The organism is Paenibacillus sp. FSL K6-1566 (assembly GCF_038050475.1).
Taxonomy (GTDB): Bacteria; Bacillota; Bacilli; order Paenibacillales; family Paenibacillaceae; genus Paenibacillus_AQ; species Paenibacillus_AQ lactis.
On sequence record NZ_JBBOSR010000001.1, the window covers coordinates 2,847,921 to 2,873,666 of the forward strand.

At 51.7% G+C, this 25,746-nt stretch carries 26 protein-coding genes and 1 other annotated feature; of the genes, 22 read left to right on the forward strand and 4 right to left on the reverse strand.

Features of this window, described 5'->3' with window-relative positions:
* Positions 1-139 precede the first annotated feature (139 nt).
* From NST08_RS12505 to NST08_RS12540, 8 genes are all read left to right on the forward strand, one after another.
* On the forward strand, positions 140-1,057 hold the full coding sequence (locus NST08_RS12505; protein WP_007130358.1) for an ABC transporter permease: 918 nt from the start codon (positions 140-142) through the stop codon (positions 1,055-1,057).
* A gap of 51 nt (positions 1,058-1,108) precedes the next feature.
* On the forward strand, positions 1,109-1,984 hold the full coding sequence (locus NST08_RS12510) for a carbohydrate ABC transporter permease (RefSeq protein ID WP_007130357.1): 876 nt from the start codon (positions 1,109-1,111) through the stop codon (positions 1,982-1,984).
* 36 nt (positions 1,985-2,020) lie between these two features.
* Positions 2,021-3,649, forward strand: coding sequence for an extracellular solute-binding protein (locus tag NST08_RS12515; RefSeq protein WP_007130356.1), 1,629 nt, complete (start codon positions 2,021-2,023; stop codon positions 3,647-3,649).
* Entirely contained in the window at positions 3,646-4,533 is an 888-nt protein-coding gene (locus tag NST08_RS12520) for a DUF6528 family protein (RefSeq protein ID WP_341341800.1), read from the forward strand. The genes NST08_RS12515 and NST08_RS12520 overlap by 4 nt, the downstream gene beginning before the upstream one ends.
* 32 nt (positions 4,534-4,565) lie before the next feature.
* Positions 4,566-5,438, forward strand: coding sequence for a sugar phosphate isomerase/epimerase family protein (locus NST08_RS12525; protein WP_341341801.1), 873 nt, complete (start codon positions 4,566-4,568; stop codon positions 5,436-5,438).
* 25 nt (positions 5,439-5,463) lie between these two features.
* Positions 5,464-6,498 carry a DUF6528 family protein gene (locus NST08_RS12530; RefSeq protein ID WP_007130353.1) on the forward strand — a complete coding sequence of 345 codons (1,035 nt, stop codon included), beginning with the start codon at positions 5,464-5,466 and terminating at the stop codon, positions 6,496-6,498.
* Between the two features lie 161 nt (positions 6,499-6,659).
* Positions 6,660-7,148 (forward strand): translation initiation factor IF-3, encoded by a 489-nt coding sequence (infC, locus tag NST08_RS12535; protein WP_007130352.1) that lies wholly within the window; start codon positions 6,660-6,662, stop codon positions 7,146-7,148.
* 65 nt (positions 7,149-7,213) lie between these two features.
* Positions 7,214-7,480: a binding site (T-box leader), on the forward strand.
* A gap of 74 nt (positions 7,481-7,554) precedes the next feature.
* Positions 7,555-9,252, forward strand: coding sequence for a glutamine--tRNA ligase/YqeY domain fusion protein (locus NST08_RS12540; protein WP_210095292.1), 1,698 nt, complete (start codon positions 7,555-7,557; stop codon positions 9,250-9,252).
* 74 nt (positions 9,253-9,326) lie between these two features.
* Here NST08_RS12540 and NST08_RS12545 read toward each other — a convergent pair whose 3' ends face one another.
* Positions 9,327-10,184, reverse strand: coding sequence for a pentapeptide repeat-containing protein (locus NST08_RS12545; RefSeq protein ID WP_007130350.1), 858 nt, complete (start codon positions 10,182-10,184; stop codon positions 9,327-9,329).
* A gap of 199 nt (positions 10,185-10,383) precedes the next feature.
* On the opposite strand from NST08_RS12545, the gene NST08_RS12550 reads away from it, so the two are divergent.
* The 10 genes from NST08_RS12550 to NST08_RS12595 all read left to right on the forward strand — a co-directional run bounded on the left by NST08_RS12550 (position 10,384) and on the right by NST08_RS12595 (position 18,974).
* Complete coding sequence (locus tag NST08_RS12550) at positions 10,384-10,809, forward strand: DMT family transporter (protein WP_007130349.1); 426 nt, start codon at positions 10,384-10,386, stop codon at positions 10,807-10,809.
* Positions 10,810-10,853: 44 nt separating this feature from the next.
* Complete coding sequence (locus NST08_RS12555) at positions 10,854-11,555, forward strand: Crp/Fnr family transcriptional regulator (protein WP_007130348.1); 702 nt, start codon at positions 10,854-10,856, stop codon at positions 11,553-11,555.
* A 47-nt stretch (positions 11,556-11,602) separates the two neighbouring features.
* Positions 11,603-12,082, forward strand: coding sequence for a DMT family transporter (locus NST08_RS12560; RefSeq protein ID WP_007130347.1), 480 nt, complete (start codon positions 11,603-11,605; stop codon positions 12,080-12,082).
* Positions 12,083-12,084: 2 nt separating this feature from the next.
* Positions 12,085-12,489, forward strand: coding sequence for an NUDIX hydrolase (locus NST08_RS12565; RefSeq protein WP_007130346.1), 405 nt, complete (start codon positions 12,085-12,087; stop codon positions 12,487-12,489).
* Between the two features lie 258 nt (positions 12,490-12,747).
* Positions 12,748-13,992 (forward strand): MFS transporter, encoded by a 1,245-nt coding sequence (locus tag NST08_RS12570; protein WP_007130345.1) that lies wholly within the window; start codon positions 12,748-12,750, stop codon positions 13,990-13,992.
* A 218-nt stretch (positions 13,993-14,210) separates the two neighbouring features.
* Positions 14,211-14,663 carry a DoxX family protein gene (locus tag NST08_RS12575; RefSeq protein ID WP_007130344.1) on the forward strand — a complete coding sequence of 151 codons (453 nt, stop codon included), beginning with the start codon at positions 14,211-14,213 and terminating at the stop codon, positions 14,661-14,663.
* A gap of 27 nt (positions 14,664-14,690) precedes the next feature.
* Complete coding sequence (locus NST08_RS12580) at positions 14,691-15,314, forward strand: TetR/AcrR family transcriptional regulator (RefSeq protein WP_341341802.1); 624 nt, start codon at positions 14,691-14,693, stop codon at positions 15,312-15,314.
* Complete coding sequence (locus tag NST08_RS12585; RefSeq protein ID WP_341341803.1) at positions 15,314-15,775, forward strand: DUF2269 family protein; 462 nt, start codon at positions 15,314-15,316, stop codon at positions 15,773-15,775. The genes NST08_RS12580 and NST08_RS12585 overlap by 1 nt, the downstream gene beginning before the upstream one ends.
* A 277-nt stretch (positions 15,776-16,052) precedes the next feature.
* The gene (locus tag NST08_RS12590; protein WP_341341804.1) at positions 16,053-17,267 is read left to right on the forward strand and encodes a Bcr/CflA family efflux MFS transporter; all 1,215 of its coding nucleotides are present in this window, start codon (positions 16,053-16,055) and stop codon (positions 17,265-17,267) included.
* Positions 17,268-17,327: 60 nt separating this feature from the next.
* Positions 17,328-18,974, forward strand: coding sequence for an alkaline phosphatase family protein (locus tag NST08_RS12595; protein ID WP_034273384.1), 1,647 nt, complete (start codon positions 17,328-17,330; stop codon positions 18,972-18,974).
* A 16-nt stretch (positions 18,975-18,990) separates the two neighbouring features.
* Here NST08_RS12595 and pdxR read toward each other — a convergent pair whose 3' ends face one another.
* The gene (gene pdxR, locus NST08_RS12600; protein WP_028405535.1) at positions 18,991-20,409 is read right to left on the reverse strand and encodes a MocR-like pyridoxine biosynthesis transcription factor PdxR; all 1,419 of its coding nucleotides are present in this window, start codon (positions 20,407-20,409) and stop codon (positions 18,991-18,993) included.
* A 120-nt stretch (positions 20,410-20,529) separates the two neighbouring features.
* Here pdxR and NST08_RS12605 point away from each other — a divergent pair, with 120 nt between their 5' ends.
* Both NST08_RS12605 and NST08_RS12610 read left to right on the forward strand, forming a co-directional pair.
* Positions 20,530-21,504 (forward strand): DMT family transporter, encoded by a 975-nt coding sequence (locus tag NST08_RS12605; RefSeq protein WP_341341805.1) that lies wholly within the window; start codon positions 20,530-20,532, stop codon positions 21,502-21,504.
* A 201-nt stretch (positions 21,505-21,705) separates the two neighbouring features.
* On the forward strand, positions 21,706-22,056 hold the full coding sequence (locus NST08_RS12610) for a DUF2512 family protein (RefSeq protein ID WP_007130337.1): 351 nt from the start codon (positions 21,706-21,708) through the stop codon (positions 22,054-22,056).
* Between the two features lie 103 nt (positions 22,057-22,159).
* Here the strand turns inward: NST08_RS12610 and NST08_RS12615 are convergent, their stop codons facing one another.
* On the reverse strand, positions 22,160-22,666 hold the full coding sequence (locus tag NST08_RS12615; protein ID WP_007130336.1) for a DUF3231 family protein: 507 nt from the start codon (positions 22,664-22,666) through the stop codon (positions 22,160-22,162).
* A gap of 183 nt (positions 22,667-22,849) precedes the next feature.
* Here NST08_RS12615 and NST08_RS12620 point away from each other — a divergent pair, with 183 nt between their 5' ends.
* Together NST08_RS12620 and NST08_RS12625 are read left to right on the forward strand one after the other, a co-directional pair.
* Complete coding sequence (locus NST08_RS12620; protein WP_007130335.1) at positions 22,850-23,704, forward strand: manganese catalase family protein; 855 nt, start codon at positions 22,850-22,852, stop codon at positions 23,702-23,704.
* 247 nt (positions 23,705-23,951) lie between these two features.
* Entirely contained in the window at positions 23,952-24,473 is a 522-nt protein-coding gene (locus NST08_RS12625; RefSeq protein WP_007130333.1) for a Crp/Fnr family transcriptional regulator, read from the forward strand.
* Here NST08_RS12625 and hmpA read toward each other — a convergent pair.
* A complete protein-coding gene (hmpA, locus tag NST08_RS12630; protein ID WP_213616867.1) occupies positions 24,437-25,645 on the reverse strand; it encodes an NO-inducible flavohemoprotein in 1,209 nt (402 codons plus the stop codon). The genes NST08_RS12625 and hmpA overlap by 37 nt on opposite strands.
* Positions 25,646-25,746 lie beyond the last annotated feature (101 nt).

The window sequence follows — 25,746 nt, forward strand, 5'->3', positions numbered from 1 at the left end:
GATTTGACACGCAAGGCTTTGAGCGAATGATGTTAGAAAAGTACATAGCATATCTGAGGATCGTACATATGGTTTACCTTCAGCGCACCGTATACTTGGAGCATTAAAAGATAACGCCATGAAAGAGAGGGCAGATGCGATGGAGAAAAGCTTATGGGCGCGGATGGTGGAGCATAAATACATGTACTTGCTCGTGTTTCCGCTGCTAGTGTTCTACATCCTGTTCGAGTATGTCCCGCTGTATGGCCTGCAGCTTGCCTTCAAGGAATTTAATTTCGCCGAGGGCGTATGGGGCAGCGAATGGATTGGACTGGCCAATTTTCAAGAGATCTTTTTATTGGATGACTTTTGGACGGCGTTCCGAAACACGGTCATCATTGCACTTGGCCGGCTAATCTTTGAATTTCCCGTACCGATTGTAGTTGCACTGCTTCTGAATGAAGTCCGAACGGCCAGACTAAAGAAATTTTATCAGGTTGTGTACACGTTTCCGCACTTTTTATCTTGGGTTATCGTTAGCGGAATTCTCGTTAATTTTCTGGGCTCGTTCGGCGTACTGAATCAATTGCTGGACATATTGGGGTTTGAAAAAGTCAGCCTGCTGGTAGACCCCGAATCATTTCGCGGTCTTTTGTTCGGCAGCAGCATTTGGAAGGATATGGGGTGGGGGACGATCATTTATTTGGCGGCCATCGCCGGGATTAATCCGTCACTCTACGAAGCGGCCAGCATCGATGGAGCCAATCGGTTTCACCAGATGCGATATATTACCTGGCCGTCTCTAAAGAGCACGGTTGTGATCCTGTTGATTCTGCAAATCGGCAATACGATGAGTTCCGGTGGGAGCGGGTTTGACCAAATTTTTAATCTGTACAACCCGGCTGTTTATGAAAAAGCGGATATTCTCGATACCTATGTCTACCGAAGGACTTTTTCGGTCGGCGACAGCTATGGGACGTCAACGGCCGTCGGCTTGTTTAAATCCATCATCAATCTTGCGCTGCTGGTAGCGGCAAACCGCGCGGCCAAGAGGTTGGGCCAGGATGGTCTCTACTAAAGCATGCCAAGCTGCGTTGCTGCTTGTATTTCGGGTGAAAGGAGGACGCCAATGAAACCGAAAGCGAATGGAGCCGATTACATGATTCACATCCTGCTTATGCTGATGGCCGTCATGACCATTCTGCCCTTTTACAATGTATTCATCACTTCATTTGCCGATCCGGCGTCGGTCGTTAAGCAGCAGTTCTATTTAATTCCCACCAGCTTTAATCTCAGCTCATACCGTATGCTGCTTGACGGCAGTTATGTCGGGAAAGCGCTGTTGAACTCCCTCATTGTCACGGTGTTCGGAACGTCGGTTAATATGCTGGTGACCACATGCGGAGCTTATGCCTTGTCCAAGAAATCCATGCCCGGCCGCTCCATTATGATGGCAGGCATCGTATTTACGATGCTCTTTTCGGGAGGACTTATTCCATATTATTTGACGATTAAGGGGCTTCAGTTGATCAATCACTATGGAGCCATGATATTCCCTGTAGCAGTCAGCACCTTCTTCTTGATTGTCATGATCAATCACTTTCGCACGATCCCGCCGAGTCTCGAGGAGTCCGCTAAGATCGATGGGGCGAATGATCTGTATATCCTCTTTCGCATCGTCATTCCGATTTCCAAGCCGACGATTGCTGCGATTACCTTGTTTTACGCGGTCGCCAGATGGAACGAATGGTATAATGCGATGCTGTTTATGACTGACACCGATAAGCATCCCATGCAGCTGTTCTTAAGGAACATGCTGGCAGACGTAACCAAGATGGCCAGGGACGATATGGGCGCGGCCATGATGTCGCAGCTCAATCAGGGCTACCCCGACGGGATCAAAATGGCAAGCGTCATTATAACCATGGTGCCGATTATGCTGGTGTATCCATATCTGCAGAAACACTTTTCGGCAGGCGTAACATTGGGTGCTATCAAAGAGTGACACATATTCACGAATATCGATGGGGGAGGTTTTACTATGCAAAGCGTCCGCTGGCAAGGAAAATCCGTTTTGATCGCGATCATGATCCTGGCACTTGTCATTACAGGCTGCACCAGGAAGGCAGGCAATAGCGATGCTGGAGAAGGTGGATCCGGGGGAGGGAAGAACGGGAAGAAGCTGGATATATCGGTCTCTTTTTTTAACATCGGGCTCGCCTTTCCGAACCGTGAAACAGACGAATATTTGAAGCAGCTCGAAAGCAAATTTAATGTCCGTTTCGTTGACAAAGTGATCAGCTATTCGGATTACAAGGAAAAATACCAGCTCTGGAGCGCCTCCGGCGAGCTCCCCGATGTGTTCAGTCACGATATCATTAACTCGGAGACGTATTATTCCTGGATTAAACAAGGGATCATTCGCGCACTTCCAGACGATCTCAGTCCCTATCCGAATGTAGCCAAGGTGCTTTCGCTCGACGAAACCAAGTCGCTTCGTGTGGACGGGAAGGCCTATATGATTCCGCGCCTGACGTACCGGGATTATGATACATGGGCGATGGAACGTTCCTTGATCGTCCGCAAGGATTGGATGGAGAAGTTAGGGATTGCGGATCCCGTTACCTACGATGATTATTTGAATATGCTGAAGGCTTTCGCCAAGGATGACCCGGACGGAAATGGCAAGAACGATACGGTTGGTCTTACCTTCCGGTCGGCTGCGATGCTGGCTCCCATTGCCGGAGGCACCTTTCCACACCTGCTGAACAGCTCGTGGGTGAAGGAGAATGGAACGTATATCCCTTACTATGCCTCCGATAAGATGAAGACGGTCGTCAAGCAGATGCGCCAGCTCTTTACGGAAGGCGCGATCGATCCGGATTTTGCCATTATGAAAACAAACGACGGGATTGAAAAATTCGGCCAGGGTAAAGTGGGCGCGATCTCCATGCAGGCTACTCCGAACGGTTTAGCCAAGCTCAATGCGGCATGGAGCAAATATAACAAGGACACAAAGTTTGAGGATATTGCCCACATCATTCCGGTGACATGGCAATCGGATGACGGAAACCGATACCGCTATACGGCCGTTACGTTCTGGTCGGAAAGCTATTTCAGTGCTCGAGTGAACGATGAGAAGATGGACAGAATCCTGCAAATATACGATTATCTGCTCTCTGACGAATTTATCAGAGATAAACAGTACGGAATTGAAGGGAAGGACTATACCATAGAAGGCGAGAAGATCACGATTACGCGTGAGAAGAATGAAGAGGGCGAATTTAAAACGATTGGCAGCTTGTATCCGTCCTTCAACCTGTTTGGTTCGCTCGCGGCTTGGGGACAAGAGCTCGAATTCGTAGAGAGTGAAGTCAACAATATTGCATATGGAGAGAAGCTGTCGAGGATGTCGAGGGAAGGACTGAAGCAGCGAATTGCCGAGCATGTCCCCGTGCCGACCAATTATCAGCTGGAACTGCTGTATACCCCGGCCAAATCGAAGCTGAGCGCCATAAATCCGACGGAGGATTTGACTAGGGTCATGCTATCCAAGGAGGACCCGGTAGCGATGTGGGAGAGCATTGTGGCAGGTTACGAGAACAAAGGCTTGTCACAGGCTATACAGGAAGTAAACGAAGCTGTGCGAGAGCAGGGGCTCGACAAATGAGCGGCAGTCAGAGCATGGATTATCCGATTGCCTGCACAGACCAGAAAAGCCATCGAATCCTGGTTTTCGCCCCGACAGCGCCCGATTGGAACATGGACGAATCATTGATATGGTCCTGGTCTCTCTTAGACGTGGACGGATTCAGCGAGCTCCTTCCGGCATGGGGGCTGCCGACTGAAGCCAAGCTTCGGCATGATCCGATTCGCGGTGGGCAGTGCATGATCGTTACGGATTCTTGCGGGCTTGCAGCGATCCTTCCTTATCCCGGAGGAGAATCCCTCATATGGGGGGCCTGCGTAGGCGGCAATCCTCACTCGGCCGAGCTGCTTCCTAACGGGAATCTGGCTGTGGCGGCCAGTACAGGCGGTTGGGTCAGGATCTATGCTTCTTCCCAAGGGCTAACAGATCAAGTTTATGCCGAGCTTCCGCTTCCTGGTTCGCATGGTCTGCATTGGGATTCTCGCCGAAATGTATTATGGGCTCTAGGCGATCATGATTTGGTAGCCCTCCGTCTCGAAGGAACAGATGATCAACCGGAGATCGCGGTGGACGATCGGGTTCCCCTGCCAAGCAGGTACGGTCATGATCTCCAGCCCGTGTGGGGAAACGACGATCGCTTGTGGATCACTACGGTTTCGCATGTCTACCAGTACGTCATATCATCCGGACGGTTTGTGAGTGAATATGCGGATTGCCCGTTTGTGGATTGGCATGATGTGAAGAGCATCGGCAATCAACCTTCTGGCGTAATCGTTTCTGCTGCGCCCAAACCGGGAGGACTTTATGAATGGACGACGGACGAGATCCGCTTACACGGGACATCGAATCGGATCCGCAAAGGGGCAGCGATATACAAGGCTAGGATTTGGGCCCCGGGGTATTAGCCCGTCTATGATCACAATAAGGAGGCTGGAGCATGACTTCACTAAAGAAGCAGCGGTCTGTCCTATCGGATCATCCTTCCATGTGGCCGCTTGGAACATCGCTCTCGTTAAATGATTGGGCCGATGGTCATGTCGATATTGAAGCTGTTCATCAAGCCGGCATTAAGGTTATCGAGCTGGCTTGGCGAAACGATGCCTTCGATCTGTTCAATCCGGTGAATGAGCGGACCTGCAGATTTTGGATCGAGAATAGTCGAGAGCTTGGAATCAGCATTTGGACGCTGCATCTGCCTTATGGCCCCGCCTTCGATATATCGGCCGTCAGCGAAGCGGCTTCTGTCGAGGCTTCCCGCTTATTATGCCGGTTGATGCAGCTTGCCCATGAATGGGGCATTCCCATGGTTGTACTCCATCCAAGCTGGGAGCCAATTACGGATGAGGAACGTCCGCAACGGCTGGAAGCGTGCAGGAGGGCATTATCGGTGCTGGCAGATGAAGCGGAAGCGCTCGGCATACGGATCGCAGTTGAATGCTTGCCGCGCACGTGCCTCGGGAATTCGGGCCGGGAGATCGCAAGTCTGCTTGCAGCGGATCCTCGGCTCGGCATATGTTGTGATGTCAACCATCTTCTGCTGGAAGCCCCGGAATGCTTCATCAGAGAACAGGGCGAACGCATCTTCACGGTCCATATGTCGGATTGCGACGGTCGAGATGAAAGACACTGGATGCCGGGCATGGGCTCTATTCGGTGGAACGAGGTTTTGCGAGCATTGGTTCTGCACGATTACCAAGGTCCGTTTATGTTCGAGGTCCGCAGACCTGTTCCTTCGGAAGTGGCAGCTTGCTGGGAACGATTGATCGAAGGCTATGATCTTGCTTATCCGAAAGCAATCGAACTTCCGTGAACACATGATGAAAGGAAGGGATCGAATGAATAATCGGAAGAAGATGACATCCCGGCTGCGCCATTTGCTGCTCGCTGCTGGTATCTCTCTGGCTGCCCTGACTCTCTTTATTACCGGGGATAACCTAAGAATGAGCTGGGTGGACGCATCTTCGCCTCTCCAGGAGGATTATGATATCGCTATGAGCGATCAAGCGTCCAAAAAAATATTGGTGATGGACCCTGGCGTCTCTGATTGGAATGATTCCATGGCCGTTAAATGGTCTTGGGCACCCATTGCATCCAACGGCTTCGCTGAGTTTACCGCCTATTGGGGATTGCCGACGGAAGCACGGATTAGAAACAGCGATTTCTTCGGAACCCAGGTTATGCTCGTTACCGACTCAAGGGGATTGGCCGCGATTATTCCATATCCTGCAGGAAATTATAAGCTCTGGGCAGCGAATGTAGGCGGCAATCCCCACTCCGCCGAACTTCTGCCCAACGGCAACATTGCCGTTGCAGCAAGCACTGGAGGCTGGGTACGGATTTATACATCGTCTCAGAGCTGTCATTCAACGACATACGCAGAGTATCGTTTGGAGAGCGCTCACGGCGTATCTTGGGATCCGCATAATGAAATATTATGGAGCCTGGGAAATGGGGCGATCGTTGGGTTGAAGGTAGGGGGAACAACCGCGAGCCCGACGTTGACCGAGCATGTTCGACTGGATGTTACCCGCTTGAACGGGCATGACATACAACCGGTGTATGGAGACCTTGACCGATTGTGGGTGGCATCGGGTGGGAAGGTATATCAATACGTCAAATCGACCAATTCGCTCGATCTTACGTATGCGGGAGCTGACGAGATCAGCCGGGTGGGCGTAAAGGCTGTCGGTAATCAGTCATCAGGCCAGGTGGTGCAAACGGTCGCGGATGTCGCGAAGAATCCGGTCGGCGGCTGTACGCTTTACACGTGGTGTACGGATTCGGCAGACTTTTTCCTTCCGAGTGCAACGCGTACCAAGACCGGTGCTGCATTCTACAAAGCACGGATACTGAATCCTAACTATCAGTAGTTGAAGATAGCCGGGATCGAGAGCCCATATCCCTTTCAAAAGCTCGACTAGTGAGGAGATGCTGCTGAGGATCGTTCAAGCGATGTGCTTGGGCGATCTTTTTTTGCCGGGTATGGTATGCTATCCTTACGTATCAGGATGGATCTGAAGGAGGCAATCGGATGTTGATGATGAACGAGAAAATAAAGGCACGCGAGGTTGAACTGACGGGACTCGACGGCGAGGACCTCGGCATCATGCCACGGGACGAGGCATTAGCGCTGGCGAAAGCGAATAAGGCGGATTTAGTGTGCACTTCGCTGTTCAGCAGCCCTCCGCCATGCAAGCTGGTCAGCCGAGGAATGGCCAAGCAGGAGGCCGCGAAGGAGAAGAAAGGACAGAAGCCGGCCAGCGGTCCGATCAAAGTGAAAGAATTTCGCCTCACCGTACATATCGAGGAGCACGACTATGATACCAAGCTGTCCCAAATGCAGCGCCTGCTTGAATCGGGCAAGGCGGTCCAGCCGATCATCCGCATTCAGGGCAAGGAGGGCGATGCCGCCCGGAAGCTGCTGGAACGGTTGATCCACGATCTGGCCGGGAAGGGAACGAAGGAAACCGGCATCCAAGTGAGCGGCAAGCAGGCGACGGTGAAGCTGCTCCCGGTGTAAATGCCACCAGGCGTGCAATTCCATGATTTACTTTTGCGTTCTTTGATGATACTATAATTCAAATTATAAACGCGATGAAGAGAAGAGTAGACGAGTCAGGATTCCCTACAGAGAGCCCCAGCAAGCTGAAAAGGGGCGGGAAACCCTTCGTTGAACCAAGCCTCTGAGCGGCGCATCGGAACTTGTGGTTTACATAAGCAGATGGTGCGACAGGAGCTCCTGTTATAGAGCTAGGGTATAAGCCGTCAGCCGATGGCCGTACCTGATGAGGCCGGTATCGTGAGATATCGGCAAATAGGGGTGGCACCGCGAAATCAAATCTCGTCCCCAAGACATTTGTCTTGGGGGCGGGATTTTTTGTCGTTCCAGAGGAAATGAACATGTTAATTTAGAGGAGGTTGTACCCATGAGCACTGACAAAAGAAACGCAGCTATGAAGTCCGACTTTCTGACGGACATTGTGCGGGAGGACATCGCGAGCGGAGTGTACAGCAGGCCGATCGCGACGCGTTTCCCGCCCGAGCCGAACGGTTACCTTCACATCGGAAGCGCATATGCCATCCAGGTTAACCATTCGATCGCTGACAGGTTTGACGGCAGGTTTAATCTGCGCTTCGATGATACGAACCCGCTTAAGGAAGACGTTAAATATGTGGAGGCGATCAAACAGGATATTGAATGGCTTGGATTGAAGCCGGATGTATATTTCGGATCGGATTACTCGCAGCAAATCTGCGAGGCCGCAATCAAGCTGATTCGCAAGGGCAGGGCCTATGTCTGCGACCTTAGTCCGGAGCAGATGACTGCTTACCGGGGAACGCTGACCGAGCCGGGGAAGGATAGTCCATACCGAGGCCGGACGGTGGAAGAAAATGAGTCCTTATTCAAGCAGATGAAGAATGGAGAGTTTGCAGCCGCCTCGAAGGTGCTTCGGGCGAAGATCGATATGGCATCGCCTAATCTCAATTTGCGGGATCCCGTACTGTACCGGATTATCCATGCGGAGCATTACCGAACCGGAAATGAATGGTGTATCTACCCGATGTATGACTTTGCCCATCCGATCCAGGATGCCATTGAAGGGATTACGCACTCCTTATGCTCGGCAGAGTTCAAGGATCACCGCCCGCTGTATGAATGGGTACTGAGGGAGCTTGATATTACGGAGCCTCCCAAGCAGAGGGAATTCGGCCGGCTGAATATTTCGGGAACGGCTACGAGCAAGCGATATTTGAGGGAGCTGGTTGATGGGGGTTATGTCGACGGTTGGGATGACCCAAGACTGCCGACACTGCAAGGGTTGCGCCGTAGGGGCGTGACTCCGGAAGGGCTTCGACGATTTCTCGAAGAGCTTGGCGCGCTAAAAAATCCTAGTACCGTGGACTCGGCGATGCTGGAGCACTTTGTCCGCCAGGATTTGAAGATGCGGTCCCTGAATGCCATGGCTGTGATGCACCCGCTGAAAGTGGTCATCACGAATTTTTCGGCGGACCGGACGGAAATGCTTGTTCTGCGGAACCATGAAGGCGATGAATCCCTGGGAACCAGGAAAGTCCCGTTCACCAGGGAACTGGTGATCGAACGGGAGGATTTCATGGAGGATCCGATCGCAGGGTTTCACCGGCTGTCGCCGGGGCAGGAGGTGCGGCTGAAGGGAGCTTACTTTATCCGCTGCGAGGAAGTCGTAAAGGACCCGTTAACCGGTAAAATAACCGAGCTGCACTGCACCTATGACCCGTTGACACGAAGCGGAAGCGGGTTCAACGCAAGGAAAGTCAAGTCGACGATTCACTGGGTATCCATGAGTTGCGGGATCCATGCAGAATTGCATCTGTATGATCGCCTTCTGAAGGAGACCGCTGTTTTTGCAGAATCCGGCAACGATTGGAAGGAGCTCCTGAACCCGGCATCGTTGATTCGGGTGGAGAAGGCTTTTCTTGAGCCGAGCCTAAGCAATGCCTCTTTCCATCAAACCTACCAGTTCATCCGACACGGCTACTTCTGTCTCGATAACAAGCACGCCCATTCCGGGCATCTTGTGTTTAACCGCGTTGTGCCGTTGAAGGATTCGTGGAAGAGGCAGAACAGCGACATGTTCAAATGACCATGTATGCGATGCATTAAGCTTTGCGAACGCTAGGAATAGAGTTGCATTCGCTGCATTCCATCGGGAACGTATTAGGCTGGCCAATGCTCAGGATGCGTTAACGAAGGCGGGAGCTTCGTGCTCGCATCCCCGATGGCGGCTTGGACTTGGGCTTGGGTTAGGAAGAGGCATCCGGTCAGATTGGCTCCCCGAATGTCCGCATCCCGGAAATCCGCGCCGATCAGATCGGCTACCCTCAGATCCGCGCCGCGCAGATCAGCTGCGATGAGATAAGCCCCTCTCAGATTGGCATATCGAAGATCGGCGCCCTTAAGCTTGGCGCCGATCAGATCCGCACCCCGGCCGCCGATGTTCTTCCTGACGGGAGGACCGGTGTGCTTACGGCGGGCATTCTCCCGGACAAGCTCGCTTGTCCGAAGCAGGAGCAAATTGACTTCGGCCCGATGAGCTGCCACATCGAGCTTCAGCAGAGCTGGCGGAGGGAGAAGCGTCATGCGCTCGGTCTCCTCCAGCGCTCGTTCGATATCGGCATGAATTTCTTGCGCCGGCTGTTGTTCCAATGCTTCGCTTAAATACCATAACAGCTCGTGGAGCTGCCGCATTATCGGGAATACCTCGAACATTTCCTTGGCGGTCTCAGTTGACTGCCGCCAGTCGCGTCTCTGGTAAGTAAGCTGGGATACCTTCTGTCCTGCGCCAAAGCAATCGAACACGGTGCAGCCGCGGAAGCCCTTTTGTCTAAGATGATCGTGGATGGCGCAGCGGAAAGCGGCTCTCAGATTGCTGCAGGGTGTTCCGGCGTCCTTATTCACCGCAAAATCCGATGATGCCGCGAAGGGCAGCGCCACGCAGCATAAGCCGAAGCAGCTGGAACAGTCCGATTGCAGACTATGCCGCAGCGATTCGGATGAGGTTTGTTTGTTCGTCATGAATGATATGAATCTCCTTCCACATGGGCGATGAACATGAATACATAGATTCTATTTTAGACCATAGAGAGGGTAAAGTCATAGATGCAATCGGAGTTTTATCATTTTCGCCCCATTTAGGACATATGTCCTTTTCCCCAATGCCGGATATACTCTTTAATAATATACAGATCAATTACGACGCGAGGAGTTTATACGCATGAGAGGAATTGTATTTGCTATACTGGGCGGTGCATGCATAACTCTGCAGGGTGTGGCGAACGCAAGGATCAGTCAGGATATGGGAACATGGCCGGCGGCATCCGTAACGCAGCTGACGGGGTTTTTGATGGCATTGGTAATTTTGTCGTTTGTCCGTGACAGCAAGCAGTATTGGGTTAGGCAGGTCAACCCGCTGTATGTATTAGGAGGCGCTTTGGCGGCACCGATCATATTCAGTGAAGTTACCGCGATCCGGCATATCGGGGTAACCTTGACGATATCGGCGCTGTTGATCGCACAGCTGAGCCTGACGTTCGTGATTGACGCCGGCGGATGGTTCGGCGTGGCCAAGAAGAGGATTACGGCAGCTCAATGCATTGGCATTGCCATGATGATCGCCGGTGTGCTGTTCCTTAAAATGTAGCAGCAAAGGACAGAATCATGAACAGATGGGAAGTGAACTGATCGATGAAAGAAAGTCGCGATCCGGAACGCCTGCGTTCCTTAATTCGCGAGCACCAGATGGAGCATGTGTTCCCGGAAGAACTGGAGCCCCATCTGCTGCTGTGTGAGTACGAACAGGGAGAGAGCATTTGCAAGCAGGGGGAGACCGCTGAATACCTTTATGTGCTTGTTGGAGGGAAAATCAAGGTGTTTACAACGTCACCGGAAGGCAGGGCGCTCATCCTGTCCTTTAAAACGCCGCTGGAGGTGATTGGTGATATTGAGTATATTCAAGGAAATCCATTCATCAACACGGTGCAGGCGGTGATGCCTTCGACCATGGTTGCCGTTCATCATCGTTGGCTGAATAAATACGGTCAGTCCCATCCGCCGCTGCTGCAGTTTCTGTTGCAGATCGTCACCCGCAAATTTTATATTAAGTCCAATTTTATGAGCTTTAATCTGATGCATCCGGTGGAAGTTCGTCTGGCCAGTTATCTGCTTTCGGTCTCGCAAGGCGATTCCGGAGCGTTCGCAACCGATCCTCCAGATGTCTTCCAGCTGTCAGATATTGCGAATCTGCTCGGGACAAGCTACAGGCATCTGAACCGGGTGATTCATAAATTTTGCAAGGACGGCTTGATCGAGCGCCGCCGCGGCATCATCCTGATCAAGAATCGGGAGAAGCTGTTCGAGGTGGCCGGGGGCAATATTTACGAAGAATAAATGACCGCTAAGAACGCCATATGAGGAAAGTGAAGGAGGAGCGGAATGTGGCCGGAGGATTGGTATTGGCGCTTATAGCCGGCGCTCTGGTAAGTCTGCAAAATATATTCAACAACCGGGTTAATGCTGCCACGGGACTATGGTCAACGACAACATTGGTGCTTGGATTGGGCTTTGCTGCATCCTTCATCATAAGCTTGGCAGTTGAGGGTACCGCCACCTTCCAGCTGGACCAGATGAAGCCCTGGTATTGGATCAGCGGGGTCATCGGCGTAGGCGTGGTGATCTGTCTGGTTCAAGCTACGAAAATGCTCGGACCGACGTTCGCCATATCGATTGTCATGACGTCACAGCTCGGGTTCGCCCTCTTGTGGGATTCCATGGGATGGCTCGGTCTTGCTAAGGTTCCTTTTACAATAAACCAGCTGATTGGAGTTCTGGTTATCATCGGCGGCATTCTGGTGTTTAAATTAGGAGGATCACAAGAGAAGCAAGAAGCTCGAAAAGTTCGCGAAGGAGGAGAGTAAACATGGGATCGATCATTGATAAAGTCGCATGGCTGCATGTGGTTGACGGACGCATCTTATGCGCCCGTTCCAGAGGCAAGGATACGTACTATGTTCCCGGCGGAAAGCGTGAGGCCGGCGAGACGGAGCTCGAAACGCTTGCCAGGGAGATTGAAGAGGAGCTGTCCGTTCGGATACAACCGGAAAGCGCCGTGCACTACGGAACCTTCGAGGCGGAGGCTCATGGTAAAACCGATGGAGCCATCGTGAAGATGTCCTGTTATACGGCAGAGGCGGACGGAGAGCTGTCGCCAGCCTCGGAGATCGAGGAGCTGGCATGGTTGACATATCAAGATAAAGGACGTGTGTCCGAGGTGAGCCGGCTGATCTTCGAGCGGTTATACGAGACCAAGCAGCTGAACGATTAACCAGAGAACGATGATGCATTTAAGTCTAAAAAAGACGCCTCCGCGGAGGCGTCTTTAATCATTAGATTTAGAACGTACGTTCGATTTAAGGAACATTTGAATCAAACGGGGTCTTATTCGATTTTCATATTATTAGTATAAACGAACGCCTAATATAAGTCTATATTTTGCCAGGAAATTATTTTATAGTAGGTGATACCCGGCCGGGAAGTCAGAGCTTAGCCATCGCGTTGTATAGCTAAAGGGAGCCTATTTCTTATGCAAATTCGATTATGGAATACCAATTTAAAAGTTCGCTTATTTGGCGAAGCGCTGTTCAATATGCTCGTGTGGATGTACTTTCCGTTTATCGCGGTTTATTTCGGGAATGCGTTAGGAAATGATATCGCGGGGATGCTGATGACGGTTCCCCCGTTATTCAGCATGGCAGGGAGCTTGATCGGAGGCGCTTTGGCGGACCGGATCGGACGCCGTCCCGTCATGCTAACGGGCGCTGCGCTCCAAACCTTGATGTTCGCCGTATTCGCCTTGTCATCTTCCCATTGGCTCGATTATGCGGCGTTTATTGCCATTGGCTTCGGCGGTGCCATTTATCGGCCGGCCAGCACGGCCATGGTGGCGGACCTGGTTCCGGCACAGGACCGGCGTCAAGTGTTCGCTACGTTCACGACCGCCAATAATATCGGGGCAGTGTTAGGCCCGGCGCTTGGAGCGGTATTCTTCTTCCATTACCGGCAGGAGCTGCTGTGGACCTGCTCGTTCATCCTGCTGCTGTATTTCATCGCTATCTATTTGATCGTTAAAGAATCCATGCCGCCTGGGGAGGGAAGCGCTGGCCGTTCAGCAACGGTTGGCGAAATATGGAGGGAGCAGTGGAAGGGATACGGCGTTATTTTTCGCGACAAGGTGTTTCTGGTGTACATACTAGCAGGGATATTCGCGCTGGTAGCGATTATGCAGCTGGATTTGTATTTAGCCGTCTACGTCACGAACTACGTGCCTGCTCAGGCTTTGTTCTCCTGGGAGGAGGGCAAGCTGATGCTTTCGAGCACCGAGATATTGGGCTGGCTGCTCGGCCTGAACGGTCTCTTGTTTGTGCTGTTTATCCTGCCGGTAACCAAGTGGCTGCGCCATTGGAAGGAGCGCGACGTATTCATTATGTCATCGCTGTTATCCGGATTAGGGACGTTTGCCCTCGGCTTCAGCACCAATCTATGGTTCTTGTTTATCGTTACGATCGTGTTTACATTCGGCGAGATTGTCCGCTCACCGGTCATGCAAAGCTTTATCAGCCATTATGCTCCGGAGCATGCAAGAGGACAATACATGGGCGCTGACAATCTGCAGTATACGATCGGGCGATTTTTGGCGCCGGTCACTGTGTTTTTATCGGCGTGGATTCCGCCAATGGGAATATTCAGCCTGATCCTGCTGTCAGCACTTATTAGTGTCGTTCTATACGTACATTTGTTCAGAATATACCCCGCCTCGTCAAAACAATAGATGGTCCCATGCCGGATAGATTGGGGAATCCTCCGGGCAATCAAACAGATCAAATCAAAGCCGTCAGATTTACAGCTTGCTTATATGTCGTCGCGGCGATCGCATGACATTGTGAGCGGGTTGTAAATTTGGACGGCTCTCATTTATTGTCGTTCGTATTTACAAACCGATGGTCGGTATATATAATAAGGAGCAAAGAGGATGAGGAGTTGGTGGAGATGGCACCATTTATAGGCATGGTCATTTCGTTTCTCGTTTTTCGGTCACTCGGTTTAGCCGGCTGGGAGTACATGAACGACACCGTCATATCGCTTCGCTTTGCAGCAGCGGTGATGCTGCTGATCGCCGCGTCGGCTCACTGGGGCAGAATGCGTCCCGATTTGATTGCGATGGTACCGCCATGGATCCCGAAGGCGGGGATGATCGTAAGTTTGACAGGCATTTTTGAAATAACGGGTGCCTTTCTGCTGCTCTTCCCGTCGACGACAACGATAGCAGCAACCTTGCTGGCACTGCTGCTGATTGCCATGTTTCCAGCTAACATGCATGCAGCCCGTCATAAGCTCAAGCTAGCGGGCAGGCCGGTTCCACCGATAGGGATCAGAACGGTTATTCAAATCGTGTTTATAGCCGCTATATTAATTGCAGGCTGGCTGCCTTCGCAAGGATAATGCAGTACCTATAAGGAGGAATCGCATATGAAGCAAGAAGAACGCCGAGAGCAAACGCAGCACATCCTGCTGGAAGCAACAGAGGAATTGATTCGGGAGAAGGGCTGCAGTCAAACGACGTTGACGGACATTATGAAGCGCACCGGACTCTCCAAAGGCGCGATCTTTCATTACGTCTCCGGCAAAGATGAGCTGTATATCAATGTATTGAAAGCGAAGCTCGCGGAATCAAACGAACGGTTTATGAATGAAGTAAACAAGCAGGGGAAGAAGAAGCAATTTGAAGGACCCATGAACGCCATCGCGCATGGAATGACGAAGCTGGAAAGCCGCGATGACGTCAGCAACCAGATTTTGATGTATTTGATCGGAAAGAGCGATCAGCCGGGGATTGCCGAAATTGTAGCCGGGTTTTACAGGGAATCGACGGCCACCTCGAGGAAGTGGATCGAGACCGGGCAGGAAGCGGGCGTAATTCCAAAATCCATCGATGCCGAGCGGACGGCTGAGCTGTTCGAATTGCTGTCTTTCGGGCTGCGGGTACGGGGATTGATCGGGGTCAAGAGCGACGTCTTCGGTACGAAGGAGTATAAGGATTTTATCATCGGTATTCTCCAGCCCGGAGAAGCCGGTAAGGGGGGCAGGAGCTGATGACGGTATGGCTGTTTCTTCATATAACCGGAAGCGTGCTGTTTGTGGGGAATATCATAACGGCTGCGTTCTGGAAGGTAAGGGCCGACATTGAAGGCAATCCGTCCCACATCCACCGGACGGCGAAGAACGTGATGCTGGCCGACTACGTGTTTACGCTTCCGGGATTATTGCTGCTTATCGTTTCCGGCATCGTGATGGCTGGCCGCTCCGGATTTGGGATTGGAGGAATGAATTGGCTCACCGCATCGCTTGTCTTGTTCGGCGTGACAGGGCTGATTTGGGGAGGGGTATTGATCCCTTTACAGAAAAGCATGATCAGGCACAGCCGGCATTCCGTAGAAAGTGGAGCGGTCACGGCAGGGTATAAGAAGGCCTCAAGGTATTGGGCGATATTCGGAACGATCGCAACCCTGCTTCCCCTCGCCATCCTTTATTTTATGGTGTCAAAGCCATTTTGATATAAGAAATGGCCCGATTAGTACTATGCTAGGATTCCTATGTTAGGAAAAAGAAGGAAACTGAATCATAAGAAGAAGGCGAGCGCACGGTAAGACATTACCGTGTGTTTTTTTATAACGAACACTTAACAAAAAGAACGGAACCCTTTATAATGGTCGAAGTCTTGTCGTCCGGGAAACAACATGCTTGAGCATGCATTTACTTGCTCGGCAAGCTATGGCTTGGCTGTTACATTCATAGTTAAAGCTAAATTCTTCGTAAAGGTGTTTGATACGCATGCTTCATAATCCAACAGGAAGAGAACGCCTCGGCCTAGCATTTCTTCTAAGTTTGCTGGGGATATTGGGACCATTCAACATCGATATGTATCTGCCCAGCTTCCCCGATATATCGTCTGACTTGGGAGCGCGAGCCTCACTGGTGCAGCTGAGTTTGACTTCGTGCTTGATTGGCCTGGCTTTGGGACAAATTATCGTGGGTCCAATCAGTGACGCACGCGGGAGAAGAATGCCCTTAATCATCTCTTTGGGGCTGTTCGCATTGTCTTCTCTGTTTTGCGCGCTTGCCCCGAATATTACGACACTGATTATCGCTAGATTCTTGCAGGGATTTACTGCTGCTGCCGGCCTTGTCATCTCCCGTGCGGTCGTGCGGGATGTGTTCAGCGGCAGGGAGCTGACCAAGTTCTTTGCGCTGCTGTCGGTCATCAATGCCGTTGCGCCGATGGTCGCCCCAATGTCGGGCGGAGCGATTTTGCTGCTTCCATCCGCCAGCTGGCATTCGATCTTTTATTTTCTAAGCTTATTCGGTCTGTTTATCGTGCTCACCATTACGCTGCGGTTGAAGGAAACCTTGCCGCCCGAGAGACGGATGTCAAGCTCGATTGGCCACTCGATAAAGACCATGGGGGATCTGTTCAAGGATCGTTCCTTCATCGGATACGCCTTGACGGTCGGCTTCATCCACGGCGGGAGCTTTGCTTACGTGTCAGGCACTCCGTTTGTATATCAAGGGATATATGGTGTATCGCCGCAGGTGTTCAGCATTCTGTTCGGCATCAATGGCCTCGCGATCATCTTCGGCAGCTTTCTGATCGGACGTTTCGGCGGCATCATTCCGGAACGGACATTGCTGCGCTTCGGCGTATGGACGGCGGTAAGCGCAACTTCATTGCTGCTTATCATGACGGCGATCCGAGGTCCGCTGGCCCTCATCGTCATCTTAATCTTTATATACATGATCACGATCGGAATCGTCGCAACCAGCACATTTACCTTGGCCATGGAGAAGCAGGGACATCGGGCTGGTAGCGCAAGCGCTGTGCTTGGATTGGTACCGTTATTGCTGGGCTCGGCGGTATCGCCCCTGGTCGGCATTGACGAGACGACAGCCGTGCCGATGGGAGCGGTGTTGTTCGTCACCTCGTGCCTTGGCGCATGGGCGTTTACCAAGCTGACAAGAGCGAACGGGGATGGAGCATCGGCAAGCTAAAAAATCCCTCGAATGACATTTCGTTATCCGTTGCAAAATGTAGGTAAGGCGGGTGACGATATGCGAACAATGGGAATGAAATGGTTTGCTGTGGTTCTCATCCTGGCGGCTGCGGTAGGCTGTGGGAATAAAGAGACGAAAGAGCATGATTTGCTGCATGTGAAGTCCAAGCAGGGGGCCGATAAGAAGAAAGTGATCTTTCTTATGATAGACACTTTGATGGCCCAATCCATCGATGAAGGGATCCGTCAAAAGCAGCTTCCAACCTTTCAGTATCTTATCGAGAATGGACAGTATCATAGGGATATGGTCAGTTCGTTTCCGACGATGTCGGTGACGATTGACAGCTCGATGCTGACCGGAACCTATCCTCATGAACATCGAGTACCCGGGCTTCTTTGGTATTCGGCCGAGGAGAAACGGTTAATCAACTACGGAACCGGTCCGATGGAGATTCTGAGGCAGGGCGTGAATCATGTGCTTGAGGATGCCCTAATCAACCTGAACGGCCGGCACCTCAATCCGAAGATTCCTACGATCTATGAAGAAGCGGCCAGACTCGGGTTGACTTCCGGCTCGATCAACGGTTTGGTGTATCGGGGAAAATCGGAGCATACCCTCTCCATTCCAACGTGGATCGAGGTACCGACCTCACTTCATCGCAACATCAAGGTCAAAGGCCCCGATCTGTTGACCTTGGGTGCCCTCTCCAATCCGCTGAACGGCAAAAAGAATATGCCTGATAGCATTGCCAACCGATTGGGAATGGATAACAAATTTGCGCTGGAAGCCTTGGAATACTTAATCAAGGAGAAGAAGCTGCCGGACTTTTTATACGTGTATTTGCCGGATCTGGATCAGAAGCTTCATAAGAAAGGGCCTTCGGATTTGGAAGGCGTCAAGAAGCTTGACGCTCAGCTTCATTCCATGCTGCAAGCCTTCGGATCGCCCGAACAAGCGCTGGATGAAGCCGTGATCATCATTGCGGGCGACAGCGGCATGACGCAGCTGCTGCCGGCTGATCAGCATTCGGAAATCGACCTTCCGGCCATACTGAACGGGTACCGTATCCTGCGTCCGGGCGAGCGGCCGACGGATGAAACCGATGTGATCCTCGCCGTGAATGAAACGATGGCTTACGTATACAACGCGAATGGGAAGTACTCGCTGCAAGAAATTGCAGGCAAGCTTCTTAAGGACAATCGTATCGACATGGCCGCATGGAAAGATGACGGATGGATTCATGTCACCCGGAGTTCTTCAGGCAAGAAACTGAAATATCGTGCGGATGGTCCGTTCTCGGACACCTATGGGCAGAAGTGGGAGATCGAAGGGGACATGGACGCTTTGAATCTGAAAGCAGGCAAGAATGATGGGGACGGGGGACAATCCATAAGCTATGGTGAATACCCTGATGTTCTGCAAAGACTGGCGAGCGCTCTTCATTCCCACGCCGGGAGCTATATGGTTGTAACCTCGAAACCGGGTTATGAGCTCAAAGACCGAAGCTCTCCGACGCATGAAGGAGGAGGCGGGCACGGATCTATAAGGAAGAAGGAATCGCTTGTGCCGCTCATTATTTGCGGAACAGACCGTGAACCCCGGTACTTGCGTGTGATTGATCTAAAGGCGTTCCTGCTGGATTTGCTGGTGGAGCCATCACAAGGCGAGAAGCAAAGGAAGATCGACGGAGAAACCGCGCGATAGTGCGGTTTTTTCATGGTTATTTAAGGGGGGCAAGCCGAGCGGATGACATATATCCCCGGGCAATCAGAAATTCTTTCAGCACCGCAAGCCCATCTTCGATCTGTTGAGGTTCCAGGTGACCATAGCCGAATAACAGCTTATTGGCGTGAAGTCCTTTGGCAATCGCGTGATATTCAACAGGTGTTATCCGGATCCGGTTGCTCCTGCACATGTCTTTAAAGGACGGATCGAACTGCATATCCTCGAATTCGACCGCAAGATGCAGTCCGGCTGCATCGCCCCATAGCCGCCAACGGTCACCGAATGATGCCTTTAATGCTGTCAGGAGCGCTTGTCTACGTTCACGATACAGCTTGCGCATGCTTCGGATATGCCTGTCAAATTTCCGTGTCCGTAAAAATTCTGCTAATGCCTCTTGCTCGAAGGGAGGGTTCTGCACATCCGTATGCGTGCGCAAATAACGCCATCGCTCCTGAAGGCAATGCGGAAGAATGACATAGCCGATCCGAAGGGCCGGGAACAGTACTTTACTGAACGTTCCGATATAGATCACGCGATCCGGATCCACGGCATAGAGGGGGGAAACCGGGTCTCCTTCATACCTAAATTCACTGTCGTAATCATCCTCAACGATATAGCTGTCATTTTCCCTCGCAAACCGAATCAAAGCCGCACGACGATCGGCAGGCAATATTCCGCCAAGCGGGAATTGATGCGAGGGGGTTACATAGACAGGGCCGCTAATTCTTGGGAGCTTGTCTGTTAATAAGCCAAACTCATCCACCGGAACGCGTTTCACTTGATAGCCTTTATTGATGAACGACTGGAGCATTTCGATGTTCGTCGGATCTTCAACGATAATCGCCTGATCCTGCCGGTACAACAGGTGGGCAATGACACTCAAGGCGTGGGTCGCGCCTGCCGTTATGAAAATATCCAGCGGATCTACCACAAGTCCTTTACTCCGGTACAGCCAGGAGGATATTTCAAAACGCAAGCTTGGCAGTCCCTGGGGGCCCGTATACCCGAGCATATCGTTAGACATCTCGCGGAAAGCCTTGATCGAGATTTGCTGCCACAAATAATTAGGGAACCGCCGGAGCTCCGGTTGGCCAGTACGGAAATCGGCGAGGAGGGGAAGAGGCTGTTCCTCGCGCTGCCGAGCAACCTCCTTTTTCTCCGTATGGACAGCTACGCCTTCCGCGATCCTTGTTGGAGCTCCCTGGCGGCTTACAACGAATCCCTCAGCCAACAGCATATCAAAAGCCTCATTCACCGTATTTCGGGAGATCTTCAGTTCCTCCGCCAACTGACGGGTGGAAGGAAGGGCTTCCCCTGCACGAAGCTTTCCGGCAACAATTTGTTCCTTGATTGCCAGATAAATTTGACGCTTAAGCGGAACCTCGATTTCTCGCCGCAATTCGAATCCCCACATAATTCCTCCAACTGGTTTGTATAAATTCAAGCTGAACTGGTTCTTCAACCAACTCCGATAAGATTGTACCATGTTGAGGATATCAAGCGACTATTGTTTTTTGTGAGGATGTGAACTCGGGTGGAAAGATGGAAAGGGATGTTGTATCTGTTCGGGGCGTTTACGCTGGCAGGTACTTCGGTTATTACGGCCTGGCTGTTGAACGGCAAGCTGGGCGCGTTCACGATTACGGCGATCAGTCTTCTGCTCGCGCTTATGATTCTAGTACCGATGCGATTGCAGGCGCTGGTTCGTACGCTCAGGAGCCGAGCCGGCACAAACTGGCGTCAACTGCTGCTTCAAGCTGTCTTTGGCATGTTTTTGTTCCGCATGTTTATGCTCTTTGGCCTCTCCCATACCAGCGCTGCGGAAGCGGGGATCATTACTGGGGCAACGCCGGCTATTACCGTAGTGCTGGCAAGGCTTGTTCTGAAGGAGCGGGTAAACCGCTTCAGTCTGCTCGGAATCGCTAGCACGGTCAGCGGAATTATTCTGATTCAGGGGCTGTTCTCGCAAGATTATCCCTTTACCGTACAGCACTTAATCGGAAATGTGCTGGTGCTCTGCGCGGCTTCTAGTGAATCGGTATTCAATATCCTGTCGCGTATGAGCTCGACAAAAAATGACGGACGATCACAACAACCGGTGGATCCGGTTGTGCAAACGACGCTGGTATCTGCGATAGCGTTCCTTCTTTGTCTTATACCGGCGGGGTTTGAACACCCGCTTCGGTCCCTTGCAGGGATCGCATGGGAGGAGTGGCTAGCGCTGATCTGGTACGGTCCCTTTGTGACGGCACTTGCCTTTGTGTTATGGTATGCGGGAATCCGCCGATGCGATGCTTCCACGGCGGCGGCATTTTCTGGAATGATGCCGTTTACCGCCCTGGTGCTGTCCGTGGTCTTGCTGGGTCAGCGGGCAGGAGTGGAGCAATGGGCCGGAGGGCTGCTGGTGGCGGGTGGCATGGTGCTGATCGGCGTGAACCAGAAACGAATAGGAGGTGAACGTAACATTGGCAAATCCGGACTGAATCTAAATACGGCTAAAAGAACTTAACAGTAGCAAACAACGGAGCGGGGAGAGAGGGTTATTTAATCGATAGCTTGTATTTTCCCTGTATCCCCGATTTCAACGATGAAAATAAAACGACAGGGCACGCACACGGTTCCATTAGAGATCATTCTTGCTGTTTGATTGCGCTGAAACGGGTTATAAATGTAACAATTGGATAACCTAACTTCAGAAGGAGTGATAATTATGGAAAAGCTGTTGGTTAAGCTGCTGGTTCACGGCGTCATGATCACGGGCTTGCTGCTCGCTCTTTCAAACGCCACGCTGATTGCGGCCCTGATCACCGCGCTGGGCATAGGCATTGTTGCTTATCTGCTCGGGGATCTTCTAATTCTGCCAAGGACGAATAACATGGTAGCGACCATCGCGGATGCAGGCTTGGTATTCGTCATGCTGTGGATCATTGCCGATGCCGCCAATTGGACGCTAAGCTTCCCGGAGATACTGCTGCTTACGGTTTTGGCAGGAGGCTTTGAGTATTTGTTCCATATGTGGCTCCTGCGGGATCATACCCCGGTTCGAAGACAGCGCGCTTAAGCCTTGTTGGAAGCCGCATTAAACGACCGTCCATCGATCAAAAGGAAGAGACTCAGCTTGGCTTTGATCCTGCTGAGTCTCTTTGCTATTCGTGCGGCTGCTGCTATTCAGGCCTCTTCGCTTGGAGCGGCGGAGGAATAAGCCAGCCCTTCTCCTTGTTCATGCGAAGAATCCGAAGGCCGAGGGCCGCTTTGGTTGTATGGTATTTCGCAAACAAAGCGCCGATATCTTCCCGGATGCTCATTCCCATCACTTTGCTGCAAGAAGCGAGTCCTAGCGCATTCTCGGCAGCGATTTTGGCGGCGATTTCCGGATCGGTGAACCGGGCGCCCATCGGGATTTCCTCGAGCTTGGCAGGAGGCCGTTCAGCCAGCGCCGGGGCTGGCGTAATGCCGTTGTCGGTCAGCAATTCGTCGCATTCCTTCATTTCAAGTCTCGCTTGGTCGAGCAGGTCCTCAAGGATCTTCTTCAGCTCCTTGTCTCCTGCATGATACATATACGCCTCATAGCAAGAGATGGTGCCCTTGGCCATCATGGACGTTTCCCATACGCTGAAGATTTCGCCGTAATGCATAGGCTCATCTTTCGGATTGCCGCTTAAAATACCCAATATGATTCGCTCCTTTATATTTATTGAACATCGTCATTATGTACAGGAACCATGTATTTCATGCTGCAACTTCTTGGGCGTGCACAGCAGGTAATTATTACATAATCCCCAGCGTGCATGAAACTTGTCCCTGGGAATGAAACTGAAGGCATCAATACAATCCAGGAAAGCGGAGGCATCGCCATGTATTTCTACAAAGAAGACCTGATCAATTTGATCGTGCCGGATCAACCCGATCCCGCTGCCGCAAAGGTGCTGCAGGAAACGCTTGGCGGACGGTTCGGCGAGATGCGCACGATGATGCAGTTCTTTTTCCAGAGCAATAACTTCCGGGGACTGGACACCCAGTTTCGGGATTTGATACGAGGCGTGTTTTTGGAGGAAATCAGCCACGTCGAGCTCGTCCAGCATACGATCAACCAGCTGTTGACGGGAGCCGGCGCTGATGGCGCGGGCAATGCCGGAATCGATGAAGCTCCGCTGGATGAGGCGGTCAAGCACGCGAACCCGCATCACTTTATTATGGGAGCTCAAAGCTCGCTGCCGGTCGATGCGGCAGGCAATCCTTGGATGGGCAATTATGTGTACGACCACGGCAATCTGGTGGCGAATCTGCTCGATAATCTCGTGCTGGAATCAACGGGAGTTTTGCAAAAATCAAGAATCTATGAGATGAGTACGAACAAAACGTTCCGGGAAACGCTGGCCTTCCTGATCGTTCGCGACAACGCCCATCAGAACGCGTTTGCCAAGGCGCTGGAGACGCTTGGCGTCGAGTGGGGCAAGCTGTTCCCTGTACCGAATTACGATATCAATAAGTATCCGGAGTGTAAAAAATATGTGGATATGGGCTTCCATAATGCCCAATTCAATTTTCGGCTGGATAACACGCGGATCGGTGAAATTTTCAGCGGCCAGACGCCAAGCCGAAACGGCGGCAGTCTCCAAGTCATTCCGCCGCCGGAAGGCTTCCCGGTACCGAACTTGCCTGAGCTCCCTAACGAGCATAGCCCCGGAACACGCGATCTGAATGCCTAACTTCGCGTTTCGCAAACAAAACTGCCTTTTGGTTCAAGGCGGTTTTGTTGCGTGAATGTACCACAGTACCAAGCAGCAGGGAGATCATGGAATCTTTATTAAACGGTAACAGCCCGGTTCCTCAGGAAAACCAGAGAAACCGGGCTGTTACCATTACATCTTCGCCTACAAATAAGGCCTTCTTGATCATATCATGACGCTTACGCTATGATTAGAGACAGTGTCATGATTGAGGAGGTACCTGTTTATGATCCTTCATAAAGGAGAAACCTTATTTCGGCAAGGCGAATCCGGCCCGCTGTTTCATGTGAAGAGCGGCATGCTCAAAATCGAGCGTGTACACCAGGACGGCAATGCTTTGCTAGTGAATTTGATTGTCCCCGGGGAAACGATTCCGCATCATTCATTAATTACGCCCAAGCCCTATTTCGGAACCGCGGTTGCATTAGTGACAAGCGAGATTCAAGTTTACCGTCCGGATGAATGGTATGGTTCCTTGGAGCAGGACCCGGTACGATATCGTTCCATAGCGCTTCAGCTGCAGGATAAGCTGCGAATGATGCAGGAGCGGATTGATCAATTAAGCGAAATCGAGCCCATTGAGCGATTACACAAGCTTCAGCGGTGGTTCGAGCAGTATATCTCACCTGCGCGTCTTACGGATGTCCTGACCCAAGTGGAAATCGGACAGCTGATCGGGCTGCGACGGGAAACGGTCAACCGGCTGCTCCGTCAGGAAAGGCTTGCAGCAGGACCAAAGAACTCGTAATGGATCCGGTCGGAAGGAATATCCATTGCCAGAAGCGCGTCGTTGATCGTCTTCATGAACGGGATCGGACCGCAGAAATAATAGACTGCCGATGACCCGGGTACGGTATCTTTTAACCATGCCAGGTCGATCAATCCGCTCTTATGGTATCCGCCATCCTCTGCGCCCGGGTTGCTGTAGCACCACCGGTAAGAAATATTCGGATTCATTTCCGCGAGCTCCTCGACATGCTGCTTCATTGCATGGACATTGGCATTTCGTGCTGCGTGGATAAACATCACCTTACGCCCCGGTTGTGCTTCAACAGCGGTGTTCAGCATGCTGATCATCGGAGTGAGCCCAACACCGCCGCTGATGAGGACGAGCGGAGACGAATCCTCCAGGTTCAATGTGAAATCGCCGGCAGGAGCCGAAAGCTCCACGATCCCGTTCTCTTCAACGGACTGATGGAGGTAATTCGATACTTTCCCTTCCGGAGTATCAATGCCTTCGGCCTCCCGTTTTACTGAAATCCGGTAGTATGGCTTGCCAGGCGCATCAGACAAACTGTACTGGCGGTTCAAGGTATAAGTTTCGCCGGGTATTTGCAGCCTGATGCTGACATATTGTCCAGGCTCAAAAGCGGCCAGCGGGCCTCCGTCCGCCGGAACGAGATAGAAGGACGTAATAACTTCGCTCTCCCGTACTTTTCGCTCGACCCGGAACGGTTTGAAGCCGCTCCACCCCCCGACCTGCGTCTCCGATTGCTTATACATCTCATCTTCAACAGAAATGAATGCATCCGCAATGACGCCGTATGCTTCCTTCCACGCCTGCAAAATTTCTTCGGTTGCTGCATCTCCAAGCACCTCTTTAATTGCTCCTAGCAGATGCTCCCCGACAATAGGATAATGCTCCGGTTTGACGCCAAGACTCCGGTGTTTATGCGCGATTTGCTTAACGGCAGGCAGGATAGCCTCCAAACGGTCGATGTGCAGCGCCGCTGCATACACCGTGTTTGCAAGGGCGGTTTGCTGGCGGCCTCGCTGCTGGTTGGCATGGTTGAAAATATTCAACAGCTCCGGATGCGCTTTGAACATATTCCGATAGAAGGTGGAAGTGATGGTAACGCCATGTTGTTCCAGGACAGGAACCGTTGATTTGATGGTTGCGATCGTTTTTTCGCTTAGCATAAAGCTGCGCCTCGCTTTCATAAAGTGGATGATATCATTATAGATACCCCGTTTCGCATGGCATTGTGATTTGAATCACATAAAATCGCAACAATTTGTGA

Coding starts and splice junctions, on each gene's coding strand:
- NST08_RS12510 (WP_007130357.1), top strand. CDS start 1,109: ATGAAACCGAAAGCGAATGGAGCCGATTACATGATTCACATCCTGCTT.
- NST08_RS12620 (WP_007130335.1), top strand. CDS start 22,850: ATGTATTTCTACAAAGAAGACCTGATCAATTTGATCGTGCCGGATCAA.
- NST08_RS12610 (WP_007130337.1), top strand. CDS start 21,706: ATGGAAAAGCTGTTGGTTAAGCTGCTGGTTCACGGCGTCATGATCACG.
- NST08_RS12515 (WP_007130356.1), top strand. CDS start 2,021: ATGCAAAGCGTCCGCTGGCAAGGAAAATCCGTTTTGATCGCGATCATG.
- NST08_RS12575 (WP_007130344.1), top strand. CDS start 14,211: ATGGCACCATTTATAGGCATGGTCATTTCGTTTCTCGTTTTTCGGTCA.
- NST08_RS12530 (WP_007130353.1), top strand. CDS start 5,464: ATGAATAATCGGAAGAAGATGACATCCCGGCTGCGCCATTTGCTGCTC.
- NST08_RS12625 (WP_007130333.1), top strand. CDS start 23,952: ATGATCCTTCATAAAGGAGAAACCTTATTTCGGCAAGGCGAATCCGGC.
- NST08_RS12565 (WP_007130346.1), top strand. CDS start 12,085: ATGGGATCGATCATTGATAAAGTCGCATGGCTGCATGTGGTTGACGGA.
- NST08_RS12540 (WP_210095292.1), top strand. CDS start 7,555: ATGAGCACTGACAAAAGAAACGCAGCTATGAAGTCCGACTTTCTGACG.
- NST08_RS12590 (WP_341341804.1), top strand. CDS start 16,053: ATGCTTCATAATCCAACAGGAAGAGAACGCCTCGGCCTAGCATTTCTT.
- NST08_RS12585 (WP_341341803.1), top strand. CDS start 15,314: ATGACGGTATGGCTGTTTCTTCATATAACCGGAAGCGTGCTGTTTGTG.
- NST08_RS12525 (WP_341341801.1), top strand. CDS start 4,566: ATGACTTCACTAAAGAAGCAGCGGTCTGTCCTATCGGATCATCCTTCC.
- NST08_RS12570 (WP_007130345.1), top strand. CDS start 12,748: ATGCAAATTCGATTATGGAATACCAATTTAAAAGTTCGCTTATTTGGC.
- infC (WP_007130352.1), top strand. CDS start 6,660: ATGTTGATGATGAACGAGAAAATAAAGGCACGCGAGGTTGAACTGACG.
- NST08_RS12555 (WP_007130348.1), top strand. CDS start 10,854: ATGAAAGAAAGTCGCGATCCGGAACGCCTGCGTTCCTTAATTCGCGAG.
- NST08_RS12545 (WP_007130350.1), bottom strand. CDS start 10,184: ATGACGAACAAACAAACCTCATCCGAATCGCTGCGGCATAGTCTGCAA.
- NST08_RS12505 (WP_007130358.1), top strand. CDS start 140: ATGGAGAAAAGCTTATGGGCGCGGATGGTGGAGCATAAATACATGTAC.
- hmpA (WP_213616867.1), bottom strand. CDS start 25,645: ATGCTAAGCGAAAAAACGATCGCAACCATCAAATCAACGGTTCCTGTC.
- NST08_RS12580 (WP_341341802.1), top strand. CDS start 14,691: ATGAAGCAAGAAGAACGCCGAGAGCAAACGCAGCACATCCTGCTGGAA.
- NST08_RS12550 (WP_007130349.1), top strand. CDS start 10,384: ATGAGAGGAATTGTATTTGCTATACTGGGCGGTGCATGCATAACTCTG.
- NST08_RS12595 (WP_034273384.1), top strand. CDS start 17,328: ATGCGAACAATGGGAATGAAATGGTTTGCTGTGGTTCTCATCCTGGCG.
- pdxR (WP_028405535.1), bottom strand. CDS start 20,409: ATGTGGGGATTCGAATTGCGGCGAGAAATCGAGGTTCCGCTTAAGCGT.
- NST08_RS12520 (WP_341341800.1), top strand. CDS start 3,646: ATGAGCGGCAGTCAGAGCATGGATTATCCGATTGCCTGCACAGACCAG.